This is a genomic window from Reichenbachiella sp. (genome assembly GCF_965233835.1).
Classification (GTDB): domain Bacteria; phylum Bacteroidota; class Bacteroidia; order Cytophagales; family Cyclobacteriaceae; genus Reichenbachiella.
In genome coordinates this window covers 4,341,237-4,364,182 of the sequence record NZ_OZ247585.1, presented here as the reverse complement: position 1 = coordinate 4,364,182, position 22,946 = coordinate 4,341,237, and the positions used below count along the sequence as shown (strand labels likewise).

Below are 22,946 nucleotides of genomic sequence, written 5' to 3'. Positions count from 1 at the left end.
AATTTGCTTTTATTTCATTAAGAAATTCATTATATTATTTTAGAAAACCATGCTGTATTGGCCTTATAACAAGCACTGGTACAGGATAAGTGGTTTTACCTAATATTAAATTTAGGTACAAAAACGTATTGAAATGAGGTATAATAATCTCTAATATTGAATCTTAGAATAATTATAGACCATTTTAATAAAATAGAATTTAGAATAGTTCGATTACGGCAATGGATGGATACTTTATAAGACCCACAGGTACTACCCCATCGGTTAACTTCCGACCTGGAAATGGTGAGTTGGAACTTCGTGGAAATTCTATGCCTGATGATCCATTGAGCTTTTATGGACATGTTTTCAGTCATTTGCCGGCATTGGACAATGAAGAGTTGAAAGCAATCAACGTCAACTTTGCCCTCAAGAACATTGAAGACTCTAGTACATACCTCCACATTCTGGTAAAAAAGTTGATCTCGCTTTCTTCGGAAAAAAGGCCGCTTAATATCACTTGGTTTTATGAAAAAAACCGCACAAACATTCTTGAAATAGGACGTGAAATAAGTGAACATTATAATCATCCTTTCAAATTTGTTGAGGTATTCAAAATCAAGGATCAGTTGCGTCAGGCTTCCTAAGTTAAGGTTCTTAATTCTCTGTTTTCATTTTTGGTTTATTATGTGGATTTCTTCTGAAAGAAAGGAGGAGGTTGATATTGATAATTTATCCCCTTCTAAATGATTTGAAAGTTATCATTTAATTGTAGAATCATGTATATTAGAAAAAACCAATAAGACCTGATTTTTTTAACAACAATCAATAGGGCCGATGTGTGGTATCGGTGTAAAACAGAGTATGAAAAGAAAGTTTGTTTTTTTTATCGTTGCTATTACCCTACTCTTCGGTTTGAATACTTCTAAGGTGAAGGCCAATATACAAATGCCTGGTCTCGTATTCAATGCTCCTTATCTGATGATCCCCCAAGAGAACCCAGATGTGTCAAGGGCTCAAAATTCTTCACTTGGTATCACGATCCTTCTGGTTGTTGTCCTGCTGGGTGCTTCGGGAGGTGCTTATTACTACATTTCCACTTTGCGTAAAGAAGTTTTTTCAAAGGACCTTCAACTCAATGACTTTCACCGTCAGCTGAAAACCAAAGAGGCGCATGTAAATAAGCTTCAACAAGCTTATCAAAAAACAGTAGGTCAGAAAAAGGAAATGAAACAAGTCTTCGCCAAAGAATATGACAAGCTTGTAGTCAAGTATAAAGAGCTGTTAAAGATTAAAGAAAAACTTTCCGAGCAGCAGGCTGCACGTGAAGAGCTTGAAGAAACAAGTAAAACACTGGAGAAAACTCAGGCCCTATTGCTTCAATCTGAAAAAATGTCCTCCCTCGGTCAGTTAACTGCCGGTATTGCCCATGAAATTAACAATCCGGTGAACTTCGTTGCCAATGGGGTAAATACATTGAAAGACAACTTTAAGCAGCTTAATGTTTTCATTGAAAACTACAAGCGTATATGCGAACTGGAGAGTCTGGAAGAGATAAAAAAATATTACAAGATACAGAGAGAAGATGACCATCATTTCAATGATCTTCAGACTTCTACAGAAGAATCGCTGGATGATGTGGAATATGGTACCACCAGAATTACGGAGATTGTAAACGGACTAAGGGTTTTTGCTCGCCATGATGAGGTTGAGATCAAGGAAGCCGACTTAAATCAGGTGGTGGAAAATGCCATTGTAATCCTCAAACCAAAATACAAGAAAAAGGCCAAAGTACTCAAAGACTTTGATTCCAATATTGACCCTATCAAGTGCTTACCTGGGCAACTGAATCAGGCGCTGGTTAACCTCATAGGAAATGCCTGTGATGCTATCGATTTTAAAGGTACAATCAATGTAAAGACTGAGGAGCTTGATGAAAGAAATGTGAAGATCTCAATTCGAGATAATGGTAAAGGGATGTCAGAAGATACAGTCAAGAAAATTTTTGATCCATTTTTCACTACTAAAGAGGTAGGCAAAGGTACCGGGTTAGGACTTGCCATTACTTATGGTATTATTGAAAAGCATAATGGTTCAATTACCGTAGAAAGTGAAGAAGGCAAGGGTACCGAGTTTGTGATCACACTGCCCAAGAAGCTACGGAAAGTAAATAAATCAATGGATTCAGCTTTAGCATAATTTAATTGTGGAAGGAGTATTAAATAGAACTTATAAAGACGAAGAAGTAAAAAGATTCAATATTCTCTATGTGGATGATGAAGAAGTGAATCTGCGCATATTTCAGCGTGCCTTCAAGCGTCATTACAACGTATTTACGGCAGAATCCGGGAGTGAGGCAATCAAAATTTTAGAAGATAATCAGATAGACTTAATCATGTCTGATCAGCGAATGCCAGGAATGACAGGAGTTGAATTGCTCATCAAAATTGTTCCCATGTATCCAAACATAGTGAGAATGATTATGACTGGATTTAGCGATGAGGATGAGATTATTCGGGTAGATAAGGAAGTCGGTTTAGATAGATTCTTAGTCAAACCTTGGAATCAGGAGGATTTGAAAGAGGAATTCGATAAGGCGCTTGAATTGAGAAACCCTACTGATGAAGCAATAGAACCAGCTGCAGCTCCAACAGAGAAAAAACCCAAAGAGGTAGCTCCTGAAAAACCTAGTAAACAAGAGCTGAAAAAGGAAATTATTAAATCCGTAGAAGCAAGAAAAAACATGATGTCTACGGTTAATATGGACCAGGTTATCGAATTCAATGTATCGCTTAGAGAGTCTCTTTTACCTAGACAAGAGGAGTTAAAGCTATACTTAGATGATGCTTTCGTGTTGTATGAACACAATCGGGTTAACCATAATGGATATTGGTTTGGTGAGGTAGCTGATAAAGTGCTCATTACTTCTTTTAACACAAATTCTGGGGTGATTCATGCTTTGACGCTCAATACGTTCATTTGTGCTACACTGATGGAGTTGATGTACAAGGATAGAGTTTTTGATCCCAAAGAAATTCTTTCCAGCTTATCAACTAGAATTCAGAACAGATTCTTCGGTAAGAAGTACGACGAAAATATCTGCTCTATAGATATTGCCTTGTTGATTTATGACAAGCAAGATGAATCTCTATTATTTGGAGGGGCCAATCATAATTTGTATTCATTCAGTAAAGGCGGTGAATTCAAAACACTTTCTGGAAATATAGCACCTTTAATTCCAGGTGTAGAACCAGATGTGAACGTGCTTCAATTTGACACTTTTGAGGTGAGCGAATTATACTTTATTTCCAATAATGTAATAGATGATAGTACTAAAAAATCAGAAAGTAACTCAGCCTTGTTAAGTACGCAGTTGTTGCTAGAGGAACTGCATAAATTTCCAATGATCATGCAAGCCAAGCTGCTACATGAATACAAGTACAAAAGTTTGGTAGGCGTCCGTTTTTAGGAACTAACCTGATTAGTTAATATTTGAGCAAAGAGAAAAATGGCAATAGGTAAAAATCTTAAAAAGGGAAACAAAAAAGAGTCTTCTTCGAAGGAAGAAATTAAAGCTGAAAAACAAGACGAATCCGTAGTTCGGAAAGAAGTAGCCAAGGAAGAATCTGCGGCAGCGCATGCTCAGGAAAATCAAACACAATCTCTCAATCAATTGAATCATGACTTGGAGGCTGTGCAGCAGGTGGAGGAAGATAGTAGGATGCTGGTTGTTTTTCCAGTGGGTCAAGAGGAGTATGCTTTTGAAATTGGACAAATAAAAGAAGTGGTACCTGTGCCGCCAATTTCTCCTGTTCCACAAACGAAACCTTACATCCTGGGTGTTGCCAACGTGCGTGGGAATGTACTGGCTGTTATAGATCTGGCAAAAAAATTTGGGAGGAAGAAAGGGCAAGAAGAGGATTACATCAAATATGTTATTGTAATCAAAAGTGAAGAGATTAAAGTAGCAGTAGCATCTAGTCAGGTGCCTGAAACACTAATGGTTGCCGAGAGTCAGATAGACAGCACAGCCGACGTAATGAGAAAAACCAACACCGAACAGACCTTTATCAATGGAGTAGTAAAAAAGGATAATAGAATGATAGTACTCATCGACGTTTTAGAAATGGTGGATGGGGACCAAGAGTGAAACGAAGCAAAAAGGTAGCATGGAGACACTAAGGAAATTAAAAATAAGGCAGAAAATGTTGCTTTATATAATGGGGGCTGCAGCCCTGTTGTATATAGGGATTTTCAGTTATGTGGGTTCCAGATTAAAAGAGGAATCGAAAAAGGAAGCTATTAAATTGGCTGATTCCGATGCCCTGCAGAAAGCAAATAATGTAAACGCCCGCATGCAGGAAGATATTTCAGTAGCACGGTCATTGGCGATAATTTTAGGTGATTATGCCGATTTGCCAACCGAAATGAGGCGTTCGATGCAAAAATCCCTGATGACCAGCTTTCTCAAGAAGTATCCTACTTATGATGCGATATGGATGAATTGGGAGTTGAGTGCTATTGACCCGGAATGGTCACTGCCCTATGGCCGCCAAAGAATAACGTATTTCTGGAAGGATGGCCAAATACAAGAAACTATTGAAACACTCGATACAGATGGAACTAATCTGGTGGGAGACTATTATCGATTAAAATCAGATCTGAATGAAGAGATGTCCGAGCCATACATTAGCGAGGACTATGAAAATGGTTTGACTAATGAAAAGTTGATTACTTCTCCATGTATCCCGGTAATTAAGAATAACCAATTTATTGGCCTAGTCGGGACTGATTATGACGTGTCGGCCTATTCAAAGGCCATTGAAGATTCAAAGCACGAACATGGAGCTTCATATTTAATTGCTAACAGTGGAATGATAGCATCGAATGGTAAGGAAGAAATGGTCACCAAATCAGTGGCAGAATTACCCTATCATCAGGAAGAGTTTGGTGTTGTTGAAAATATTGCCAAAGGAAAGTTTGTTTCATATACCACTACCGACAAAGAAACAGGAGAAGATGTTTATGTTTCATTTGCTCCTATTGCATTGAATCGAGGTTCTTTACCTTGGTCTGTTGGTACCGTTCTTCCTCTTGATGAAATTGGCAATACTTATCTAACGGCATTGAACTTCTTGATTAGTGCTGGAGTTGTTGGGTTTGTTCTTTTAGGTTTTATTATTTGGAACATTTCTGGTCGATTTACTAATCGGATCAAAGCGACCAATCATGCCATGAAGGAATTGTCGTATGGAAATCTTGACCACTCACTCAATATACAAATTGAAACAGGAGATGAGATCGGAGAAATGCAAGGCTCCCTTAATCATTTAATTGGCCAGTTAAGTAAGAAAGCAGAATTCTCTCGTGAGATTGGAGAAGGCAACTTAGATGCTCCATTTGAAGTGGCTAGTGAGCACGATGTACTTGGAGGCTCACTCATGAAAATGAGAGATAACCTTCAAACAGTTATCAATGAAACCAATGGAGTCATCAGAGATGCCGCTGAGGATGGAAATTTTAGTACAAGAGTAGAGGAAGAAGGGAAGCATGGTGCCTGGTTTGAGCTTAGCGCCTCCATCAACAACTTACTTGGTTCATTTGTAGCTCCATTAATTACGCTCAACAAAATCATCCGGGCTATGGCTGACGGAGACTTGACCCAGAGATATGATGATGAAGTAAAAGGTGAGATTAAAGAAATGGCCGATAATTTTAATTTGGCCTTGGATAACATTGATGGTCTTTTGCATCAGATATCTAAAAGCTCTGGAGTGGTAGATGAAGCATCTGCGGAGATGAAAGTGACCACTGAAGAGATGCGAACCAATACTTCTGAAATAGCCTCTGCGATAGCACAAATGAGTAATGGTGCTCAGAATCAGGTTTCAAAAGTGGATGAGTCTTCTACTTTGATAGAGGGTATTTTAAGTTCTTCCAATGAAATGGCCGGCAAGGCTGAAACCATCAACAATTCAGCAAAAAATGTTGCGGAACGTAGTGGCAAAGGCTTAGAGATGATGAATAAGGTCGTGTTTAATATGGATGACATTTCGGCTTATTCGTTAAAGACACAAGATTCGATAAAGGTATTGACCGAAAGATCTAAGGAAATTACCCGTGTGCTAGGGGTGATTACTGAGATTGCATCACAAACTAACTTATTGGCCCTTAATGCCGCAATAGAAGCAGCTCAGGCTGGTGACGCTGGTAGAGGTTTTGCTGTGGTAGCAGAAGAAATTCGAAAATTAGCTGAAGATTCAAGAGCGTCAGCCAAGGAAATTGAGCTACTTGTGAGCGGTGTTCAGAAAGATACCAAAGGAGCTGCAGATGTAATTGAAATCATGAATTCAAGTGTGAAGAATGGTAGTGAGGCATCGAGCGAAGCCTCCGACGTATTCAAACAAATTTTGGATTCTGCTACAGCTAATTTGGACTACTCAGAAGAAATTCTCAATGATACCAAATTACAAATTGGTGATATTAATGAGGTGGTGTCTCTCACAGAATCGATTGTTGTAATCGCTGAAGAAACCGCTGCCGGCACTGAGCAAGTGGCTAGCTCTGCTACTGAATTGTCTTCAGGAATGGAACTATTCAATGACAAGACACAAAGTTTAGCGACTGTGGCCGAAACGTTGAAGGATGGAGTGAGTATGGTCAAACTTTCAGGTACCGCTAGCGACAATACCGCTATTTTCAAAATGAGAGAGGCGTTTGAGCATGAGAAAATGTTGCTAGATGCACTTCTGGACTATATGCCTGACACCATTTACTTCAAGGATCTAGAGTGTAAATTCTTGAGAAATAGTGTATCGCACGCTAAGCAGATGGGATTGAATCACCCAAGTGAGCTCATTGGTAAAAGTGACTTTGATTTCTTTGGAGATCATGCACAAAGAGCTTACGATGACGAACAAAGAGTAATAAAGACAGGAGAACCAATATTAAACCTGGAAGAAGAAATAGATACCAAGGACGGAGAGAAATTTTATGTTTCAACGACTAAGCTGCCCTTGAAGGATAAAGATGGCAACACCATCGGTACTTACGGAATCACCAGAGATATTACTGAGATTAAATTAGCTACCAAAAGGGAAGGAGAGATTCGTCAGCAACAGATGCAACATCATCTGGCCATGATCAAGAAACAGAACGATCTGTTTAGTGATATTTTGAACTTGGTAGATTATAAGATTGCACTAAAAGACCCTAACGGAATGATTTACCTAGTCAATGATGCGGTGGCAAAGGATTTTGGGTGCCCACCATCAGAGATTTTAGGCAAGAGTGATTTTGATTTTTACGATAAGGAATTTGCTGAAAAAATTAGGCAGAAGGAAGATGAATTAGTGGCTTCTCGCGAACCAGTCATCAGTTTGGAGAAAGTAAAACTACAAAACGATGTAAAGTACTGGTTCATTAGGAAGGTGCCTATTTTGATTCCTGAGTTTGAGGACTGGGGATTGCTGGTAATTCAAAATGAAGTAGATGAACATAAGGTAAAAGCAAAAGAATATATCACTGAGTTAAAAGAAAAGTTCCCGGGTATGGTTCTGGAAATCTAGTGCCGGTTTGCAGACAACCAAAATGAAAGTTATGATGAAGAATATTACGGTTAGGAAAAAGATGTTGGGTTTCATCCTTGGGATGACAGTGGTGATCTATGTGATTACTTTAGGGTATATAGGATTCAACTTAAGGGAAAAGGCAATTGTAGAAGCAAAAAGACTTGCTGATACCTTCGCTAGTCAGAAGGCTAACGAAATCAAAGCTATATTAAATGAGGATATGGCTGTAGCTCGGGATATGGCGACCATTGTACAGGGTTATACTAAAATGCAAAACCCGCTTAGAGACAGCTTGAGAGAAAATCTGATGGTTGAAATTCTGAAGAAATATCCGAAGTATGCGGCCACCTGGATGAGTTGGGAATTGTATGCGATAGACCCGACCTGGACCAAGTCTCATGGAAGAGAAAGAATCAATTTTTATCAACGAGACGATCAAATTTTTTCATCACGTGAATTAGCCAATTTAGATGCAGACCCAGATGGAGGTCTTTACTATAAAATCAAGTATGAGGACGCTATAATAGAGACGCTTTCTGAACCTTATTGGTATCAGGATTATAACTATACAGATACCAGCGCAGATTCTTTGCTCGGCGTATCTCCAAGTTGTGCCATCATGGTAGATGGTCAGTTCTCTGGAGTGATAGGAACGGATATGACTCTCGAGGCTTTTCAGTCCATGTCAGAGATTGATTTCTTTGATAGAGGTTATGCGTTTCTTCTTTCTCACGAAGGGGTCATTATTGCTCATCAAAATGCTGATAATTTTTCACTTCCTATTGATACTTTAAGTTTTACCAAAGGAATAGACCTTGACGAAATCAAATCTCTTATTAAAGCAGGTGAACCTAAATCCTTTACCGTCTATGATGATTCGTTTGGTGAAGATGTCTATGTTTCTTTCGCACCCATAGCTATTGGTCAAACAGACTTTCCATGGTCAGCGGCCACCATAGTGCCCGTATCGGAAATAACTGCTCCTTTTAACACTACTTTCCAGATTACTATCCTAGTAGGAGTCATTGGATTGGTTTTGCTTACTCTAGTGATTTTGAGAATTTCTAATGGAATTACTAACTCTATTGAAAGTTCAAACAGTTTATTGAAAAATCTGGCCTTGGGTAACCTGGATCAAAACAAGAAACTTGTTGTGAACTCGAGTGATGAGTTGGGTCAAATGGCCAATTCTGTCAATGTGCTGGTTGATGAATTAAATAAAAAGGCGGTATTCTCTATAGAAGTGGGGAAAGGGAATTTGGATACCAACTTTGCGGTAGCAAGTGATCAGGACAGCCTTGGCCTGTCTCTATTGAAAATGCGTGATAATCTGAAGAATGTTTTGGACGAAACGAATGCTGTAGTTGGTAGAGCAGGGACTGATGGTGACTTGAGTGCCAGGATCAATGCTGAAGGCAAGCAGGGAGGATGGAAAGACTTGACAGAATCTATCAATAATCTATTGAGTTCTGTCTCTACTCCAGTAATGGCTGTCAATAAAATTGTCAATGCCATGGCGGAAGGAGATCTTTCTCAGCGGTTTTCTGAGGAGGCGCATGGAGATATGGAACGATTGTCAAACAATCTGAATAAGGCTTTGGATAGTTTGAACGAATTACTGAAAAGTATTGCTGGAAATGCTGAAGTAATAGATGAGTCATCTGCAGAAATGAGAGTAGTTAGTGAGGAAATGAATACTAATACTCGTGAAATAGCTTCTGCCATTTCTGAAATGAGTAACGGAGCTCAAACTCAAGTGAGCAAAGTGGATGAGTCGTCGAATTTGGTTGAGGGTATTTTGAGGTCTTCGACTGAAATGGGAGATCGTGCCGAAACTATAAACGATGCGGCTCAAAAAGGTGTGAGTAGCAGCGAAAAAGGCTTGGAAATGGTCAATAAGGTAGTGTTTAATATGACTGACATTTCCGAATACTCTACTAAGACTCAAGAGTCTATACAGGTGCTTACCGAAAGATCGACTGAGATCACAAGAGTGCTAGGTGTGATCACCGAAATTGCATCACAGACAAACCTATTAGCACTGAATGCGGCGATTGAGGCAGCACAGGCAGGGGAGGCGGGGCGTGGATTTGCTGTAGTTGCCGAGGAAATAAGAAAGCTGGCTGAAGACTCAAGAAATTCAGCAAAAGAAATCGAAAAGCTGGTCAATGATGTACAAACGGATACCACCGAAGCGGCCAAGGTCATTGAGATCATGGGAAGCAGTGTAAAGAATGGAGAGCAGGCTTCGAAAGAAGCCTCAGAAGTCTTCAAAGAAATTGCCGAAACTTCCGATAAAACTTTCAGCCATTCTCAAGAAATACTTCAGGCCACCAAACTTCAGGTAAAGGACATCAATGAAGTGGTAGCCATTACAGAAAATGTAGTTGTGATTGCTGAGGAAACTGCCGCTGGTACCGAACAAGTGGCAAGCTCAGCTACGGAGCTGTCATCTGGAATGACAGGGTATTCAGAGAAGTCCCAGAAGCTGGCTGATGTAGCCAATGAGTTGAAAGAACGATTGAAAAAGTTTATTCTATCAAATAGTTAACCTATATAGATGTTAAAAAAAATAGCCATACGACGAAAAATGATGCTCTTTATATTGGGCATTTCATTAGTTATTTACGTGGTAACGCTAAGCTATGTTAGCATTACACTTCGCCAGAATGCGATCACTGAAGCCAATAAATTGGCCAATTCATTAGCCTTACAAAAGGCAAATGATATCAAGGCCAAATTGGATGAGGGTGTTGCGGTTTCCAGGTCTATGGCTGATATTATTAAAAGTTACGCCTTTATGCCCAAGGATCAGCGAGAACAGCTGCAGAAAGAACTTTTAGTAAATATTCTGAAGAATTATCCTGACTATGATGGTACATGGTTGAGTTGGGAGTTGGAAACCATAGATCCAGAATGGGAAAAAACTTATGGAAGGCAGAGATTTACTTACTATGTGGAAAATGGACAAATATTGGAAAGTATAGATTTTGTAAATCTGGAAGGAGATGATTTAGACGGTATATATTATCGCCATAAAGTTAACTTGGATGAGGGAATTACAGAACCATATTTTTATGCTAGCTATGATGAAGGAGAAAAAACACAAGTTTTAGGCATATCACAAAATGCACCTATTCTCATCGATGGCAAGTTTGCCGGTCTCATAGGTTCCGATTTGTCTTTAGAGGATTATGAAAACATGACCACCTTCAATGATTTCGATAAGGGATATGCATTTCTGGTTTCTAATAATGGAGCCATTGTAGCACACCCCAATAAGGAAATCAGAAGTCACCTGCTTGATACGCTGGGATTTGAAGTAAATTTTGACCTGAAAGATACTGTTCGAAATGGTGGTTTTGCCTCATTTTATAGCCATGACCCTATATACGATGAAGAAGTATATGTATCTCTGGCTCCTATTCCGGTCGGGCGGTCGTCAGCTCCCTGGGCAGTGGGTACAGTAGTTCCTGTATCAGAAATAACAAAATCTTTTAATGCCACATTTAGGATCACAATTATTGTTGGGCTCATTGGGCTGGTCTTGCTCTCAATGGTTATTTGGAGAATTGCCAATCAAATTATTTCCTCTATAGAAAAATCAAACGACTTGTTGAAGGACTTGGCACTTGGAGATTTGAATCGTGATAAAAAACTAATTATCGATACTGAAGATGAACTGGGAGAAATGGCAAGTTCAGTCAATGTCTTGGTGGATGAGTTAAGTAAGAAGGCCGAGTTCTCTAAAGAGATTGGTGAGGGTAATCTGGATTCTAATTTTAGAGTAGCAAGTGAACAAGATATGCTAGGTCACTCACTGCTAAAAATGCGGGACAGTCTGAAAAACGTGTTGGATGAAGTAAAAGAGGTAGTGGAAGAGGCTGGTAATGCAGGTAACTTAAGTGCAAGAATTAAAACTGGAGATCAGCAAGGTGGATGGAAAGATTTGAGCGAATCTGTGAATAACCTTTTGGAATCTGTGTCCACACCGGTCATGCGAGTAAACACTATTGTCAATGCCATGGCAGAGGGAGACCTGACCCAACGATTTGGTGAGCAGGCACATGGAGATATGGCTCGGCTTTCGGGCAATCTGAATAAGGCGTTGGATAGTTTGACTGATCTCTTACAAAGCATTTCAAAGAATGCCAATGTTGTAGATGAGTCATCGGCAGAAATGAGTGTGGTAAGCGAAGAGATGAACACCAATACCAAAGAAATCGCCTCAGCTATTTCTGAGATGAGTAATGGGGCGCAAACTCAAGTATCCAAAGTAGACGAATCATCTAATTTAGTTGAGGGTATTCTGAGGTCTTCCAATGAAATGGGAGAACGTGCTGAGACTATCAACGATGCAGCCAAACTCGGCGTAGCAAGCAGCGAAAAAGGCATGGATATGGTCAACAAGGTGGTATTCAATATGACCGATATATCTGAGTACTCCACCAAAACACATCATTCGATTCAAGTATTGACTGAGCGCTCTGCTGAGATCACGAGAGTGCTCAGCGTCATCACCGAAATAGCTTCTCAAACCAATCTATTGGCATTGAATGCTGCAATAGAGGCCGCACAGGCAGGAGATGCGGGTAGAGGATTTGCGGTGGTAGCAGAGGAAATTAGAAAGCTGGCCGAGGATTCTCGAAACTCAGCCAAAGAAATTGAAAAGCTGGTCAACGATGTACAAGCTGATACCACAGAAGCAGCTAAGGTGATTGGTATTATGAGCGAGAGCGTGAAGAATGGAGAGCAGGCTTCCAAGGAAGCTTCAGAAGTATTTAAAGAAATTTCAGATACCTCAGATAGAACTTTCCGTCATTCGCAAGAAATATTGGAGGCCACCAGACTGCAAGTTAAAGATATCAATGAAGTGGTAGCTATCACTGAGAATGTGGTAGTCATTGCCGAAGAAACAGCAGCAGGAACCGAAGAAGTAGCGAGTTCTGCTACGGAGCTATCCTCGGGAATGATGGGGTACACTGAAAAGTCCCAACAATTGGCTAAAGTGGCGGAGGAGCTAAAAAGTGGTATCAGCAAATTCGTGTTATCAAAAGAGAGTGTTAATTAAAACCAACTAATCTAATGACCAAAGTAATAGCGATAGTGAACCAAAAGGGCGGCACAGGTAAGACGACTACCACAGTAAACCTGGGGTGTGCTTTGGCTAAAAAAGGGAAGAAGGTGCTTCTTGTCGATTTGGACGCACAAGGAAATTTGAGCTATTCATTGGGTATTTTAGAAATAGAAAAGTCTATAGGGCAGGTAATTCTTGGCGAAGTTGATTTTCAGGACATATTGGTTTCTACTGAAGGATTGGATGTGGCTCCAGCCGAGATTGATCTGGCAGATGTGGAGATCAATATTGCAGGTGAACTGGCCAGAGAGTCTATTTTGAAGAAGATTTTGGCTAACACCGAGGGGTATGACTATATCCTGATAGATTGTCCTCCATCGCTGTCATTATTGACGATCAATGCCCTCAATGCAGCGAAATGGGTGATTGTACCTCTTCAAATGGAGGTGTTAAGTCTTCAGGGTTTAGATCAGATCATCTCCACGATCAATCAGATCAAAGAGGTGTTAAATGAAAAATTAGAAATATTAGGGTTGTTGCCTGTGATGGTAGATAGCAGGAGAAAATTGAGTAGAGAAATCTATGAGCACATAGAAGAGAATTACAATTTTAAAATATTCAATTCTCGGATTAGAACAAATGTGAGAGCAAGTGAGGCGCCTTCTTTTGGTGAAAGCTTAATCAGCTATGCGCCTACTTCTAATGGAGCAAAAGACTATATGGCTTTTGCCAATGAAATATTGAAATCAAAATGACAACAAACGATTGAGAGCTGATGGCTTTAGGTAAGAATGTTAAGAAAGATAAATTGATTCCCTCCAAACCAAAGAAGGAAACAAAAGCGGTGAAGGCCAAGAAAAAGCCGGCGGCAAAGCCTGCAAAAAAAAGTGCATCTAAACCGAAGAAAAAGGCCATTGAAAAGGTGGTTAAGGCTCCAGTAGTTGAGCAACCCGTGGTGGAAAAAGTGGAAGCACCGATAGTTGGACAAGAAATTGTTGAGAGTCCAATATTGTCCCAGACCAAAAGAGTGTTGCCAGCTAACTTCCTTACTAAGGAAGAAATGGAAGAGCGAAAAAGGCTCAAGGCTAAGTACGATCAGGATATTTTGAACCTGAGAGGACAAAGTGTGCAGTTGATTGTTTTTAAGTTGGGAGGAGAGCGGTATGCACTGGAGATAGACAAGGTAAAAGAAATTGTGCCTGCACCGGTTATTTCAAAACTACCTCGAGCACCAAAATTCATGAAGGGTGTGGCCAACATTAGAGGATCCGTGATGGTGATTATGGACTTGGAAGAGAAGTTTGAATTGTTTAAATCCGAAGAGGTGAGTGAGAAGACATTTACACTCGTAATCAAAAATGAACGCTTCAAAGTGGGAGTTTTGGTAAGTGAGGTCCCTACCACGCTCAAAGTGCAAGGGGATATCATTGAGAGTTCTTCTGGTATTATGAGCAATACAGTTTTGGATGAGACTTTCATCAAAGGACTCATCAAGCAGGAGGAAGGGATGATCATTTTGTTGGATATTATAGAATTAATTGAAAGTGACGAAGTAAGAGTAATTGCAGAGTCGGTAGAAGACGGCAACTAGAATGAAAGAAACGAGAGTACTCATAGCGGACGATTCAGGCTTTATGCGCCTTCTGATTTCAGATATTTTGTCTGAAAATGATGGGATGCAGGTGGTTGGGGCCGCTGTGGATGGCAAAGATGCTGTGGCAAAAGTGAAAGAACTGCAGCCTGATGTACTGCTCCTTGATATGAATATGGGAGAGTATGACGGTATCTACGCCGTAAAAAACATAATGAAAAACAATCCATTGCCCATTTTGATTTTGAGCTCAGTGGGTAATACTAACCTTCAACCTATTTTCGATGCACTTCAGGAAGGAGCTGTAGATTACCTCAACAAGCCCTCTCGAGGAAATGCAAAAATGCGTCTGATTGAAACGGAGCTAATTCAGAAAATTAGGAGTGTGACTAGGGCAAAGCCGATGGCGGTAAAGCCCAATAGCAAAAATACTCATCAGCATACTTTTGATGATAATGGCAGATATGACCTGATTGTCATTGGCGCCTCAACTGGAGGCCCAAGTGCGTTGGAAGAAATAATCGTGTCATTACCATCGAATCTGAACGTTCCGGTGGTTATAGGCCAACACATGCCAACCAATTTTATTGCACCATTTGTAAAGCGATTAAATAAGCTCAGCCCGCTAAATGTGGTAGTAGGAACTAAAAATATGGAACCAACCGCAGGCAACATAATCATCGCACCAGGCAATGCCAATATGATGTTGATCAAAAAGGGTAAAAGGTGCAAGATTGATTTTACTGATCAACAATACAAAGAATACAACAATCCATCTATCAACTCAATTATGCTTTCTGCAGCAAAAGTTTATGGAGCGCGTACGTTAGGCGTGATACTTACTGGAATGGGTAAAGATGGGGTAGAAGGAATGAAGGCCATAAAAGAGGCCGGAGGTTACACAATTGCACAAAATGAAAAGTCGAGCATTATATATGGAATGCCAAAGGCAGCTGTGCAATGTGGTGCGATTGATAAGTCAATCGATATCAAAGAGATAGGGAGTTTTATAGTCAGTAGTTTATAAAAAAGGAGAAAGTTGAAGTCGAAAGAAGAAGAATATAAGGAACTCTTTCATGCCGAGGCGCTGGAGAATTTTGAGGAACTGAATCGTCTGTTTACTGATCTGGAAAATGATCATACAGATTTCAATGCCATCAACTCAATTTTCAGAATCGTGCATACCTTGAAGGGTAATGCAATGGGTATGGGATTCGATGATATTGCAGCGCTCACTCATGTGATGGAGGACGTAATGGGTTCTGTGCAGCAAGGAACTATGTCACTCAACAAGGACCTATTTGATAGCCTTTTTAAAGCGAATGACAAGCTGGGTGCATTGATTGATGCGCTGAAAACGGGTCAGCGAGTTTCTTATTTGGGAATCAAAACAAAACTATTTGTACTACTTGAGAAGCATCAGAAAGTAGCCGACACTAAGGCAGATCAAGATAATACGTCTAAAGCTCCTGAACCTGTAAAAGAGCCGACCCCCACGCCAGAAGTTGTGGAGGACAGCAAAGAAGAGTCTGAGAGCCAGCCGGAGGAGGTATTGGTACCAACAGGAGATACTTCAAAGAATCCACAGGCTATGAAGTCTGAAATCACTTTTACAGATGTGATTCAGATTCCGGTCAAAAAAATGGATGAGTTGATGACCATGGTGGGGCAGCTCATTATTGAAAGAGATAGATTGATTACACTCAATAGCGTAGATGGTAAGCGTACCACTGAATTTGAAGGTTTGCAGCGAATTACCTCAGACTTACAATACGGTGTAATGAATGCCAGAATGGTTACCGTTGGCTTTTTGTTCAACAAGTTCCACCGAATTGTTCGTGATGTGGCCTCTATCGAAAACAAGAATGTCGGGTTAGTGCTTCAAGGTACCGAATGTGAAATTGACAGAAACATTCTTAAGATCATGAGCGACGCCATGATTCATTTGGTTAGAAATGCAGTAAGTCACGGTATCGAAAAAAGTGAAGCAAGAAAGGCCAAAGGCAAACCAGATAAAGGCACGATTATCTTGAGCGCCCATTATGAAAAAGATAATGTTGTTATTGAAGTAGCGGATGATGGCAACGGGATTGATGCCAATATCATTCGAAGAAAGATTGTGGAAAAAGGATTGGCTAGTAAAGAACTGGCGCAACATCTATCGGACGAAGAAGTAATTATGTACATCTTCGAACCTGGTTTCTCCAACGCAGATAAAATCACTGAAATTTCTGGCCGAGGTGTGGGTATGGATGTGGTGAAGAAAGCTGCAGAATCTATCGGAGGACAGATCAATGTGGACACCGAAGTAGGAATGGGTACCACGATCAAGCTTAACCTTCCTTCTTCTATGGCACTCAAAGGTGCGCTATTATTTGCGTTGGAAGATCAGGAGTATGCGGTGGCTTTGTCATACACAGAAGCAGTTATATCATTAGCAAAAAGCGAAATACATCTGATTACGGATGGTCTGATGGCACAGTACCTAGACCAGACAATTCCGATTATATTTTTGAAGGATATTATCAATTTGGAGAATTTGGCTGATTGTCAAAAGGAAGGTGTTTTACACCAGTCATTTGAGGAGATTGAAGACGATGCCAAGCTAGATGTGATTGTACTTTCCTATGCTGGAAAATTGCTCGGAGTGGTGGTAGATCGCCTGCTTCAACAAAAAGAAATTATTGAGAAGTCGATGGTTCGTCCATTGGAGAAAACCAAGCTATTGAGTGGTACTACGATTCTGGGAAATGGTAAAGTTTGTCTCGTGATCGATGTCACCACTATTTCGGATTTAATGTTCAAAACACTAGCTCAAAAAACTGTAGAAAGTGAAAACTAGATATAAACTCATATACCATGTTTAATAATTTGTCAGAAAGAGAAAACAGCGCTACCAACAAACTGCTGGAGTTTGGATTGTCGAAGGCTGCGCTTGCATTTCGGAGCATATTAGGTACTGAGGCGAGCCTTTCAAGGATTGACGCTCCTCTAGATCAAATAGGTGATGTGCCCCAGTACTGCACTAAGGCAGCCGGTAAGGTACATTTGCTAAAAACTGAATTAGTTGGAGATCTAAAGGGTTTTTGTCACTTGATTTTCTCTGAGGAGGAAGTGAAAAAAATTCAAGCAGCGGGATTGCCTGAGGAAGTTTTGATGAACAATAATCCAGAGACACGGCTGATGAAACTTGAGTTTTTGACAGAAATAGACAACATGGTAGCAGGAGCAGTGGTCACCCAGTTGGCCAACTTCCTCGGTCTGGAAATTTACGGAAATGTGCCTTCACTCCATGTGATGCAGGCAGAAGAAGTTAATAAATACATCAAGGCAGAATCAGTGGTATATAATTCTAAGGTAGAGTTTAGAGCAGTTTTTGGAATTCCGGATTTAGATGTACAACCAGAATTTGTCTGGCTACTACAGGAAAATTTTATAGACAAGGTCAAAGACAACGCAGAAGATGTACTTGCCAAAGAGCTGACATAATCAATGAATTAAACGGTACGTAAACCACAGCAATAGTGATAGATAGCATATCAGATGAAGAATTAGATGCGTTGATGCAGGCCTTGAAAAACAGGTACGGATTGGATTTCACTAATTACGAAAAAAAATCCTTGAAGAGAAGTATCGTGCGTCTAATGATGAAGCACAAAATGAGTTCCATGCTCGAGCTGTGGTCCAAGATCATTAAAGACAAAGAGTTTTTCGAGAGAGGTATCGATGACTTATTGGTGAACCTGACTGAGCTATTTAGAAACCCAGATGCCTGGATAGTAATAAAAGAAAAAATTCTGGATCATTATAAAGTCAAGCCAAGGCTTAATGTCTGGCATGCTGGATGCTCAACGGGCGAAGAGGTGTATACTATGGCAATTGTTTTGGAGGAAAAGGGCATGCTACAAAAGACCAGGGCATTGGCTACTGATCTAAGTGATAGAGCGTTGAAGAAAGCAAAGGCTGGTGATTACTCACTTATCATTCTCGAACAGTACCTAAAGCCTTTTTTATCTTTTTATCCCAATAGAAAGATGGCAGATTTTTTCGATTTCAATGAATTTCATGCCACCATAAAACCAGCCTACAAAAGCCATGTAACGTTTGAAAGACACAACCTTGTACATGATGGCATGGCCACCAAACATGATATTATTTTTTGTCGAAATGTGATGATCTATTTCGATGAAACACTCAAACTTCAAGTATTGGAGCTGTTTCATAAGAGTCTAAATGATGACGGATTTTTAGTTATTGGCTATTATGATATTATGCCGGACTCCGGCAAAGCTTTGTTTGAAGTGTTTGATGTGAAGACCAGAATTTATAAGAAAAAGAAGATTTAACTATATAGCGATGAGTAAAAAAGTATTGATAGTGGACGACTCAATGTACATGCGTACTTTGATAAAGGATACACTAAAAGCCGAAGGGTTTGAAATCGTTGGCGAAGCACCTAATGGAGAAACGGCTATTGATTTGGCTATGGAGCTTTCTCCTGATTTAATCACACTTGATAATATTCTTCCAGATATGATTGGAACCGATATCCTGAAGGTATTCAAGGATCAGGGCATTAGTTCTAAGGTCATCATGGTGAGTGCTGTAGGTCAGCAATCTGTGATTAACGAGGGTATTGATTTGGGTGCATCAGAGTACATTGTAAAACCTTTTACATCAGAAGATCTTCTGGCAGTAGTCAATAGAGTGGTTAACTGATTGTAAATTCAATGGAATAAAATATCGTATCCATTGGTTTCTAGTTCCTGATACTTTGTTTTATTGAACTGATAGTGGAAAGCACCTTTTTTGGATGCCGTCTTGTCTTTGGTATCTAGCTTTTCCAGTAGGCCTGTTGCGAGTATTTTCTTGCGAAAATTTCTATCATCTATCTCCTTCTGATAAATCTCCTGATACAGTTTGAACAGTTGAGGAAGGGTGAACTTAGGGGGTAATAAATTAAATCCCACGGGCTTTCTTCTTGCATTATCCTGAAGTTTGGTTAGCGCATCGGAAATAATTTGATTGTGATCAACAACAACTTCAGGAATGCCGTTGATTTCAAACCATCCAGCATCGTGAGTGGCGACCAAGTCCTTTCTGAATTGTTGGAGTTGAATTAGACTGTAGTAGGCTATGGAAATCACACGATCCTCTGGGTCTCGATCTATGGCACTATAAGTGTGAAGTTGTTCGAGATATACACTTTCCAGACCGGTGAAATCTGTCAGTATTCTAGAGGCGGCAGTTACTGCGGATTCCTTGGGCTGAATGAAACTTCCTACCAACGACCATTGGCCTGCAAACGGCTCAATTTTCCTTTTGAATAACAGAACCTTCAATTTTTCCTCTTCGGTATCGAATCCGAAAATCACATTATCTACAGCTACCAGTATGGGTTGTGCAACAATATATGTCGAGGTGCTTTCGTCGGTCATTGATCTGTGGTTTCTCGCTAAATTAATAAATGTATTGAATACGGTTGCTATTTAATTTATAAACGTTAAATTTACGTTTATTATAATTTGTAATCATGGGACGAAACAGAGCCGACGTAAAAAATACATTTATTGAGACCTTTGGTACCGATCCTGAGGTATTTCGAGCACCTGGTCGAATCAATATCATAGGAGAACATACTGATTATAATGATGGGTTTGTTTTGCCAGCGGCTATTGATTTAGCGGTTTATGTGTTTATCCAGAAGAGCGGATCCGATCGGTCGAAACTTATTTCAGTAGATTTAGATGAGTCTTATTCTTTTAGTATCGATGAATCCTTGGCTCCTGTGGATCAGGGTTGGGTAAATTACTTTTTAGGTGTAATTGACCAGTTGCAGCAAGTGGGTCATCAGTTGGAGGGGTTCAATTTGATGTTTACGAGTGACATACCAATGGGATCAGGGTTGTCGTCGTCCGCAGCATTAGAATGTGGTTTCGGACAGGCCTTGATTGATCTGTTTGGTTTGAATGTAGAGAAAATGGACTTGGCTAAAATGAGTCAAGCCGCGGAGCACAAATTCGCAGGTGTAAAGTGTGGTATCATGGATCAGTTTGCGAGCTGTATGGGGAAAGATGATCATGTGGTAAAACTGGATTGCAGAAGCCTTGAGTACGAGTATTACCCGGCTGATTTTAAGGCTTACGATCTGGTGCTTTTTGATTCCAATGTGAAGCACAATCTGGCAGACTCTCAGTACAATATTCGAAGAACTCAGTGTGAAGAAGGAGTAAAAATTCTCCAACAAGTTAATACGGGCATAAAATCTCTGAGAGATGCTACACTTGATGACTTGGCTAAGGCGAAAATAGCTATGGATGAAATAGTCTACCGTAGGTGTAAATATGCGATTGAAGAAAATATTAGAGTGCAGGAGGTATGTGAGGCACTACAGGCTGGGGAGATAGAAAAAGTGGGACAGATCATGCTCGAAACCCACAACGGATTAAGTAAAGATTATGAAGTGAGTTGCAAAGAGCTGGATAAGCTCATTGATATTGCCACGAACTGCGATGGCCATATAGGCGGACGAATGATGGGCGGTGGATTTGGAGGCTGTACGATCAATCTCATCGAAAAGAAAAAGGTTGATGAAGTCATCAATCAAGTGGTTGACGGTTATAAAATGTCTCTTGGAATAGATGCTAAAGTTTACCGTGTAGCAATTGCAGACGGAGTAGGACGATATAAATAGAAAGGCAAATGAAGTTTAATGCAAATGATCATTCGCACAGACGATTGAATATATTGACAGGTGAATGGGTACAAGTATCGCCGCATCGTTCTAAACGTCCATGGCAGGGACAGGTAGAAAAATTGTCCTTGGATCGACGACCAGCCTATGACGACAAATGTTATCTATGTCCGACCAATGAAAGAATAGGGGGCGAACAAAACCCGGACTACAAGGATGTATACGCTTTTACCAATGACTTTGCAGCTTTGCAATCAGACATTCCATCGGGCGGTGAAGAAAATGGGTTGATGCATTCCAAAAGTGAAAGAGGCGTTTGTAAGGTTATTTGTTTTTCCCCTCGTCATGATTTGACCATTCCCGAAATGGAAACCAATCAAATCAAAAAAGTAGTTGATCTCTGGATCGATCAGTGTCATGAAATTGGTGCTTTGGATTTTATCAATCACATTCAAATCTTTGAGAACAAAGGTGCTGTGATGGGTTGCTCTAATCCCCATCCTCACGGACAAATCTGGGCACAGGAATCTGTGCCAGTAGAACCGACGAAGAAGCAAGCGCAGCAACTGGCTCATTTTCAAAAAACTGGAAGCAATTTATTGTTGGACTATTTGTCTCAGGAAAAAGAGAAGCAAGAAAGAATCGTTTTCGAAAATGATCACGTGATAGTATTGGTGCCATTTTGGGCAGTATGGCCATACGAAGCTATGATCATTCCTAAACGAAAGATGGCAAGAATTACCGAAATGAACGAAGAAGAGCGGACCGCACTAGCGGAAGCCTATCGTTATTTGACCATCAAATACGATAATCTGTTTGAAACCTCTTTTCCATATTCTGCCGGCATTCATCAGGCCCCTTATGATGGAGAGCCTCACGAAGAGTGGCAATGGCATATGACTTTTTACCCACCTTTACTTCGATCAGCTAGCGTTAAGAAATTTATGGTGGGCTATGAAATGCTTGGCAATCCCCAGCGTGACATCACACCAGAGTTTGCTGCGCAGCGAATCAAAGAACAATCAGAAGTACACTATTTAGACAGAATAGATTGAAACTTGTCAAAAGACATGTTTCTTCCTGTGATCACGGTACAGATTGAATTGAATTTTTTGAAGTGGTCGGCATATTTTCTGATGGCGGCCAAACCAACAACAGCAGAAGGTTCTACGTAATGTTTGTGCTCTTTGAGAAGCCAGAGCAAATTGTCACGAATTTCATCTTCACTTACTACAAAAAAATCATCCACTAACTTTTCAATATAAGGCCAGGTGATCGAATCAGGTTCTACTTCAGCACCGATGCCCTCGGCTATCGATGGCTGCATGTTCAGTTGTTTCGGGTATGCTTTGTGTTTATACCATTCAGCTAGAAAAGGAGCATTTTCTTGTTGTACACCATAGATTTTTATATCCGGATTAATGGCTTTTAGCAAGATACCCATACCAGCGATATACCCACCGCCACCTACGCCGCAAACCAGACAATCCATTTCTGGCAGCTGCTCAAGCAATTCCACAGCGATAGTTCCGCCGCCTTCTACCATTTCAGTATCGTTGAAAGCGGAAACAAACACATAATTGTTAGCAGCTTCTAGTTCTCTGGCCTTGGCTCTAGCATCAGGCACACTATCAAAAAACTGGATGGTTGCTCCATTGGCCTCAATGTCTTTGATGCGGTCGCTGTCGGCTGATTTGGGCATAAGAATATGCACTTTAGCTCCCAACTGACTGGCTGCATAGGACAATCCAACTCCATGCCCACCAGCGGTAGGGGCAACAAACTCATCTGAAGGATGTTTGAGTATTTTGTTGAATCCACCTCTAGGCTTGAAACTACCGGACACTTGCAAGTTTTCTAGTTTGAAGTGTACATCTAACCCAAGTTCTTTTTGTAGTGACTGTGAGTATTCGACAGGCGTCTGTCTAATATAGGGTGCAATTCTTTCTTTGGCTTGGAGGATATCCGTCGGTTTGATCATGGTCATGGATTAGTATTGATTGACAGCAAAGTTGATGGCTTCAATACTAATCG

General features: G+C 40.4%; 18 protein-coding genes. 16 read left to right on the top strand and 2 right to left on the bottom strand.

The window, feature by feature from the left end:
• Positions 1-221 precede the first annotated feature (221 nt).
• The 14 genes from ACO6S2_RS18550 to ACO6S2_RS18485 all read left to right on the top strand — a co-directional run bounded on the left by ACO6S2_RS18550 (position 222) and on the right by ACO6S2_RS18485 (position 18,937).
• Positions 222-626, top strand: a complete 405-nt coding sequence (locus ACO6S2_RS18550; RefSeq protein WP_422360056.1) for a SiaC family regulatory phosphoprotein — start codon at positions 222-224, stop codon at positions 624-626.
• 217 nt (positions 627-843) lie between these two features.
• A complete protein-coding gene (locus ACO6S2_RS18545) occupies positions 844-2,178 on the top strand; it encodes an ATP-binding protein (RefSeq protein WP_422360055.1) in 1,335 nt (444 codons plus the stop codon).
• A gap of 7 nt (positions 2,179-2,185) precedes the next feature.
• Positions 2,186-3,448, top strand: a complete 1,263-nt coding sequence (locus ACO6S2_RS18540; protein ID WP_422360054.1) for a response regulator — start codon at positions 2,186-2,188, stop codon at positions 3,446-3,448.
• Between the two features lie 39 nt (positions 3,449-3,487).
• On the top strand, positions 3,488-4,129 hold the full coding sequence (locus ACO6S2_RS18535; protein WP_422360053.1) for a chemotaxis protein CheW: 642 nt from the start codon (positions 3,488-3,490) through the stop codon (positions 4,127-4,129).
• A gap of 55 nt (positions 4,130-4,184) precedes the next feature.
• Complete coding sequence (locus ACO6S2_RS18530; protein WP_422360052.1) at positions 4,185-7,547, top strand: methyl-accepting chemotaxis protein; 3,363 nt, start codon at positions 4,185-4,187, stop codon at positions 7,545-7,547.
• A 31-nt stretch (positions 7,548-7,578) separates the two neighbouring features.
• Positions 7,579-10,101, top strand: a complete 2,523-nt coding sequence (locus tag ACO6S2_RS18525; RefSeq protein ID WP_422360051.1) for a methyl-accepting chemotaxis protein — start codon at positions 7,579-7,581, stop codon at positions 10,099-10,101.
• A gap of 9 nt (positions 10,102-10,110) precedes the next feature.
• Positions 10,111-12,621: a methyl-accepting chemotaxis protein gene (locus ACO6S2_RS18520; RefSeq protein ID WP_422360050.1), complete on the top strand. Its 2,511-nt coding sequence runs from the start codon at positions 10,111-10,113 to the stop codon at positions 12,619-12,621.
• Between the two features lie 14 nt (positions 12,622-12,635).
• Positions 12,636-13,382: a ParA family protein gene (locus ACO6S2_RS18515; RefSeq protein ID WP_422360049.1), complete on the top strand. Its 747-nt coding sequence runs from the start codon at positions 12,636-12,638 to the stop codon at positions 13,380-13,382.
• A gap of 20 nt (positions 13,383-13,402) precedes the next feature.
• A complete protein-coding gene (locus ACO6S2_RS18510; RefSeq protein WP_422360048.1) occupies positions 13,403-14,218 on the top strand; it encodes a chemotaxis protein CheW in 816 nt (271 codons plus the stop codon).
• Position 14,219: 1 nt separating this feature from the next.
• A complete protein-coding gene (cheB, locus tag ACO6S2_RS18505) occupies positions 14,220-15,245 on the top strand; it encodes a chemotaxis-specific protein-glutamate methyltransferase CheB (RefSeq protein ID WP_422360047.1) in 1,026 nt (341 codons plus the stop codon).
• Positions 15,246-15,257: 12 nt separating this feature from the next.
• A complete protein-coding gene (locus tag ACO6S2_RS18500; RefSeq protein WP_422360046.1) occupies positions 15,258-17,060 on the top strand; it encodes a chemotaxis protein CheA in 1,803 nt (600 codons plus the stop codon).
• Between the two features lie 17 nt (positions 17,061-17,077).
• A complete protein-coding gene (locus tag ACO6S2_RS18495; protein WP_422360045.1) occupies positions 17,078-17,707 on the top strand; it encodes a chemotaxis protein CheC in 630 nt (209 codons plus the stop codon).
• Positions 17,708-17,742: 35 nt separating this feature from the next.
• On the top strand, positions 17,743-18,564 hold the full coding sequence (locus tag ACO6S2_RS18490; protein WP_422360044.1) for a CheR family methyltransferase: 822 nt from the start codon (positions 17,743-17,745) through the stop codon (positions 18,562-18,564).
• 10 nt (positions 18,565-18,574) lie between these two features.
• Positions 18,575-18,937: a response regulator gene (locus tag ACO6S2_RS18485; protein WP_422360043.1), complete on the top strand. Its 363-nt coding sequence runs from the start codon at positions 18,575-18,577 to the stop codon at positions 18,935-18,937.
• Between the two features lie 8 nt (positions 18,938-18,945).
• On the opposite strand, the gene ACO6S2_RS18480 is transcribed toward ACO6S2_RS18485, so the two are convergent.
• Positions 18,946-19,656 carry an NUDIX hydrolase gene (locus tag ACO6S2_RS18480; protein WP_422360042.1) on the bottom strand — a complete coding sequence of 237 codons (711 nt, stop codon included), beginning with the start codon at positions 19,654-19,656 and terminating at the stop codon, positions 18,946-18,948.
• 95 nt (positions 19,657-19,751) lie between these two features.
• Here ACO6S2_RS18480 and ACO6S2_RS18475 point away from each other — a divergent pair, with 95 nt between their 5' ends.
• Together ACO6S2_RS18475 and ACO6S2_RS18470 are read left to right on the top strand one after the other, a co-directional pair.
• Positions 19,752-20,912 carry a galactokinase gene (locus ACO6S2_RS18475; RefSeq protein WP_422360041.1) on the top strand — a complete coding sequence of 387 codons (1,161 nt, stop codon included), beginning with the start codon at positions 19,752-19,754 and terminating at the stop codon, positions 20,910-20,912.
• Positions 20,913-20,920: 8 nt separating this feature from the next.
• Positions 20,921-21,967, top strand: a complete 1,047-nt coding sequence (locus tag ACO6S2_RS18470) for a UDP-glucose--hexose-1-phosphate uridylyltransferase (RefSeq protein ID WP_422360040.1) — start codon at positions 20,921-20,923, stop codon at positions 21,965-21,967.
• On the opposite strand, the gene ACO6S2_RS18465 is transcribed toward ACO6S2_RS18470, so the two are convergent.
• A complete protein-coding gene (locus tag ACO6S2_RS18465; RefSeq protein WP_422360039.1) occupies positions 21,946-22,893 on the bottom strand; it encodes a threonine ammonia-lyase in 948 nt (315 codons plus the stop codon). The genes ACO6S2_RS18470 and ACO6S2_RS18465 overlap by 22 nt on opposite strands.
• Positions 22,894-22,946: the final 53 nt, after the last annotated feature.